Raw genomic sequence first — 3,826 nt, 5'->3', positions numbered from 1 at the left:
AACCGTGGCAGCCGTGGCTGGCGGATATCCGTTCGCGTCTGGGCAACATTATGCGCGCCGACGCTATCGACGAGCCGCTGGCAGCACAAGCTATCGTCGGTTTAAGCGACGAAGATTTACACCGGCTTTCGCATCAGCCGCTGCGCTATCTGGACCACGACCATCTGGTGCCTGAAGCCAGTCATGGCCGTGATTGCGCGTTGCTTAATCTGCTGCGTACCAAAGTTCGTGAAACGGAGACGGTGGCGGCCCAGGTATTCATCACCCGTAGTTTTGACGTGATGCGACCGGACATCATGCAGGCGCTCAATCGCCTTTCCAGTACGGTCTACGTGATGATGATAATGAGCGTAGCGAAGCATCCACTGACGGTTAGCCAAATTCAACAGCGACTGGGGGAGAAGCAATGATCATTGAACGTGCTCGTCAACTCGCCCAGCGCTCACCTGCACGGGTGGTGTTCCCGGATGCGCTGGATGTTCGGGTGTTGAAAGCGGCAAATTACCTGCATCAGCACGGTCTGGCACATCCTGTTCTCGTCGCCAGTCCGTTTGCGCTGCGCCAGTTTGCCCTCAGCCATCGGGTGGCGATGGATGGCATTCAGGTTATCGACCCGCAAAGCAACCAGTCCATGCGTGAAGAGTTTGCGCTGCGCTGGCTGGCCCGCGCGGGAGATAAAACGCCTGCAGATGCGCTGGAAAAACTCAACGATCCGCTGATGTTCGCCGCCGCCATGGTTAGCGCGGGTAAAGCTGACGTCTGTATTGCGGGCAATTTGTCGTCGACAGCAAACGTGCTGCGCGCTGGGTTACGCATTATTGGGCTACAGCCAGGCTGTAAAACGCTGTCGTCAATTTTCCTGATGCTGCCGCAGTACCTCGGGCCGGCATTAGGGTTTGCCGATTGCAGCGTCGTGCCGCAGCCCACAGCCGCACAGCTGGCGGATATTGCGATTGCCAGCGCGCAGACATGGCAGGCGATCACCGGTGAAGAACCGCGCGTGGCCATGCTGTCGTTTTCAAGTCAAGGCAGTGCTCGTCATCCTAACGTCGCTAACGTGCAGCAGGCTACGGAGATCGTTCGTGAGCGTGCCCCGCAGCTTACCGTGGATGGGGAACTGCAATTTGATGCCGCCTTTGTTCCGGATGTCGCCGCGCAAAAAGCGCCCGCCAGTCCGTTAAAGGGCAATGCCAATGTGATGGTCTTCCCATCGCTGGAGGCAGGCAATATTGGCTACAAAATCGCCCAGCGTCTGGGAGGGTATCGTGCCGTAGGTCCGTTAATCCAAGGGCTTGCCGCACCGCTTCATGACCTCTCTCGCGGTTGTAGCGTACAGGAAATTATCGAACTGGCGTTGGTGGCAGCAGTGCCGCGTCAGACTGACATGAGTCGTGAAAACGCCTCACACACACTGGTTGTTTAGGTCCCGTTCTGGACCCCTTATGAGAGGAAAACACAATGGAAGCATTAGGAATGATTGAAACCCGGGGCCTGGTTGCACTGATTGAGGCTTCTGACGCAATGGTTAAAGCGGCACGCGTGAAACTGGTCGGCGTGAAGCAGATCGGCGGCGGTCTGGTTACTGCAATGGTCCGTGGCGACGTAGCGGCATGTAAAGCCGCAACGGATGCTGGTGCTGCTGCTGCACAGCGTATTGGTGAGCTGGTTTCCGTACACGTGATCCCGCGTCCGCATGGCGATCTGGAAGAAGTGTTCCCGATCAGCTTTAAAGGCGACAGCAACGACATGTAAGTCGTCCATGTGACGCCACAGACTTCATTGCTGGCGTCACCCTCTCTCCTTTTCACATTACCTTCTGCGGAGGGTAGGGGGAGGTTTTACCTGAAATATGCCACGGAGGCGCGTATGAAACTGGCAATCGTCACAGGACAAATTGTTTGTACCGTACGCCATCAGGGGCTCGCGCACGACAAGTTGCTGATGGTGGAAATGATTGATGCCTGCGGAAATCCCGACGGGCAATGTGCTGTTGCTATCGACAGCATTGGGGCGGGAACCGGAGAGTGGGTGCTGCTGGTCAGCGGAAGCTCAGCCCGTCAGGCGCACCGTAACGAATCATCACCTGTCGATCTGTGCGTGATTGGCATTGTTGATGAAGTGGTGGCAGGTGGTCAGGTGATCTTCCATAAATAAGGCAGAAAATCATGAATCAACAGGATATTGAACAGGTCGTGAAAGCGGTACTGCTGAAAATGAAAGACAGCAGCCAACCCGTCAGTGCCGTTCAAGAAATGGGCGTTTTTGCCTCCCTGGATGACGCAGTGGCGGCAGCAAAACTGGCCCAGCAAGGGCTGAAAAGCGTTGCCATGCGCCAACTGGCTATCACGGCTCTACGTGAGGCGGGCGAAAAACATGCCCGAGAATTAGCGGAACTTGCCGTCACAGAAACCGGCATGGGACGCGTTGAAGATAAATTTGCCAAAAATGTGGCGCAGGCACGCGCCACGCCGGGCGTGGAATGCCTGTCTCCACAGGTTCTGACCGGTGATAACGGCCTGACGCTGATTGAAAACGCGCCGTGGGGCGTGGTGGCCTCGGTGACACCGTCCACCAACCCGGCTGCGACCGTTATTAACAACGCCATCAGCCTGATTGCGGCTGGCAACAGCGTGGTCTTCGCACCGCATCCGGCTGCCAAGGGCGTGTCTCAGCGCGCTATCACTCTGCTTAACCAGGCGGTAGTTGCTGCAGGCGGACCGGCAAACCTGCTGGTTACCGTGGCCAATCCGGATATCGAAACCGCCCAGCGTCTGTTTAAGTACCCAGGTATCGGCCTGCTGGTGGTGACCGGCGGTGAAGCCGTAGTGGACGCCGCGCGTAAGCACACCAACAAACGTCTGATTGCCGCCGGTGCGGGAAATCCGCCGGTGGTGGTTGATGAAACGGCTGATCTGGCACGCGCAGCCCAGTCGATCGTCAAAGGCGCTTCGTTTGACAACAACATTATCTGCGCTGACGAAAAAGTGCTGATCGTGGTCGATAGCGTCGCTGATGAGCTGATGCGTCTGATGGAAAGCCAGCATGCAGTCAAGCTGACCACAGCTCAGGCCGAACAGCTGCAACCGGTGCTGCTGAAAAATGTCGATGAACGCGGTAAAGGCACGGTCAGTCGTGACTGGGTAGGTCGCGACGCAGGAAAAATCGCTGCGGCGATTGGTCTGAATGTACCGGAGCAAACCCGGCTGTTGTTCGTCGAAACCTCTGCGACTCACCCGTTTGCCGTAACCGAACTGATGATGCCGGTTCTGCCGGTCGTGCGGGTCGCCAACGTCGATGAGGCCATTGAACTGGCGGTCAAGCTTGAAGGCGGCTGTCACCATACGGCGGCGATGCACTCGCGCAATATCGACAACATGAACCGCATGGCAAACGCCATTGATACCAGCATTTTCGTTAAGAACGGACCGTGCATTGCCGGTCTTGGACTCGGCGGCGAAGGCTGGACCACGATGACCATTACCACGCCAACCGGGGAAGGGGTGACCAGCGCACGCACGTTTGTGCGTCTGCGTCGCTGTGTGTTGGTGGACGCCTTCAGAATTGTATAAGGAGTGAACGACATGGCGCACGACGAACAACGTTGGCTGACACCCAGATTGCTAAAAGCGGCAACGCTATGTAACCAGACGCCCGTAAAGAGCGATTCACCGCTGTGGCTGGGCGTGGATTTGGGGACGTGTGATGTGGTGTCGATGGTTGTCGACAGTGACGGACAGCCGGTTGCGGTTTGCCTGGACTGGGCCGACGTCGTGCGCGATGGCATCGTCTGGGATTTCTTCGGTGCGGTGACCATCGTTCGTCGCCA

The 3,826-nt window shown here is 57.2% G+C and carries 5 protein-coding genes and 1 pseudogene; all 6 read left to right on the top strand.

Translation table 11 applies throughout. The annotated features are described in order from the left end of the window. Positions 1–410, top strand: a 410-nt coding sequence (eutT, locus tag FDW87_RS21425) for an ethanolamine utilization cob(I)yrinic acid a,c-diamide adenosyltransferase EutT (RefSeq protein ID WP_252362931.1), incomplete at its 5' end; no start/stop codon positions are given. Continuing rightward, positions 407–1,423 carry a phosphate acetyltransferase gene (gene pta, locus FDW87_RS01145; RefSeq protein ID WP_016153955.1) on the top strand — a complete coding sequence of 339 codons (1,017 nt, stop codon included), beginning with the start codon at positions 407–409 and terminating at the stop codon, positions 1,421–1,423. The genes eutT and pta, both read left to right, overlap by 4 nt. A 35-nt stretch (positions 1,424–1,458) precedes the next feature. Then, complete coding sequence (gene eutM / locus FDW87_RS01140; protein WP_003835054.1) at positions 1,459–1,752, top strand: ethanolamine utilization microcompartment protein EutM; 294 nt, start codon at positions 1,459–1,461, stop codon at positions 1,750–1,752. A 114-nt stretch (positions 1,753–1,866) separates the two neighbouring features. Beyond that, complete coding sequence (gene eutN / locus FDW87_RS01135) at positions 1,867–2,154, top strand: ethanolamine utilization microcompartment protein EutN (RefSeq protein ID WP_016153954.1); 288 nt, start codon at positions 1,867–1,869, stop codon at positions 2,152–2,154. An 11-nt stretch (positions 2,155–2,165) separates the two neighbouring features. Next, entirely contained in the window at positions 2,166–3,569 is a 1,404-nt protein-coding gene (locus FDW87_RS01130) for an aldehyde dehydrogenase family protein (protein WP_016153953.1), read from the top strand. 12 nt (positions 3,570–3,581) lie between these two features. Further along, positions 3,582–3,826: pseudogene (locus tag FDW87_RS21420) on the top strand (ethanolamine utilization protein EutJ); the annotation flags it as partial.

Source organism: Citrobacter sp. wls826 (assembly GCF_005281245.1).
GTDB classification, from domain to species: Bacteria; Pseudomonadota; Gammaproteobacteria; order Enterobacterales; family Enterobacteriaceae; genus Citrobacter; species Citrobacter braakii.
Note: the sequence above shows the minus strand (reverse complement) of the source record. Positions and strands in the feature narration are given on the sequence as shown.